The organism is Streptomyces sp. 8L (assembly GCF_020176795.1).
Classification (GTDB): domain Bacteria; phylum Actinomycetota; class Actinomycetes; order Streptomycetales; family Streptomycetaceae; genus Streptomyces.
Genome location: NZ_JAIUKE010000977.1, coordinates 1 through 385 on the forward strand (window position 1 = coordinate 1; position 385 = coordinate 385).

Here is a 385-nt window from a genome sequence, read left to right on the forward strand (position 1 = left end):
AAGTCGTAACAAGGTAGCCGTACCGGAAGGTGCGGCTGGATCACCTCCTTTCTAAGGAGCATTTCTCACCGGACTCTTCTTCGGGAGGGTTCGGTCAGAGGCCGGTTCATCAGCGAACGTCTGGTGCCGGTGGCTCATGGGTGGAACGTTGACTATTCGGCAGATCACGGATCATTCCGGTCAGTACTGCTCCTTCGGGAGTGTGGAAAGCGGGAGTGGGCGGGGTGTGTCGGGCACGCTGTTGGGTGTCTGAGGGTGCGAGCGTTGCTCGTCCTTCGGTATGCCGGTCCCAGTGAACTCGCACGGTTGGTGTGGGGTGGTGGGTGGCTGGTCGTTGTTTGAGAACTGCACAGTGGACGCGAGCATCTGTGGCCAAGTTTTTAAG

Annotated in this window: 1 rRNA gene; it reads left to right on the plus strand. The window is 58.7% G+C overall.

The features are described 5' to 3' along the window. Positions 1 to 51, plus strand: a 16S ribosomal RNA gene (locus LCE31_RS40175); the annotation flags it as partial. Positions 52 to 385: the final 334 nt, after the last annotated feature.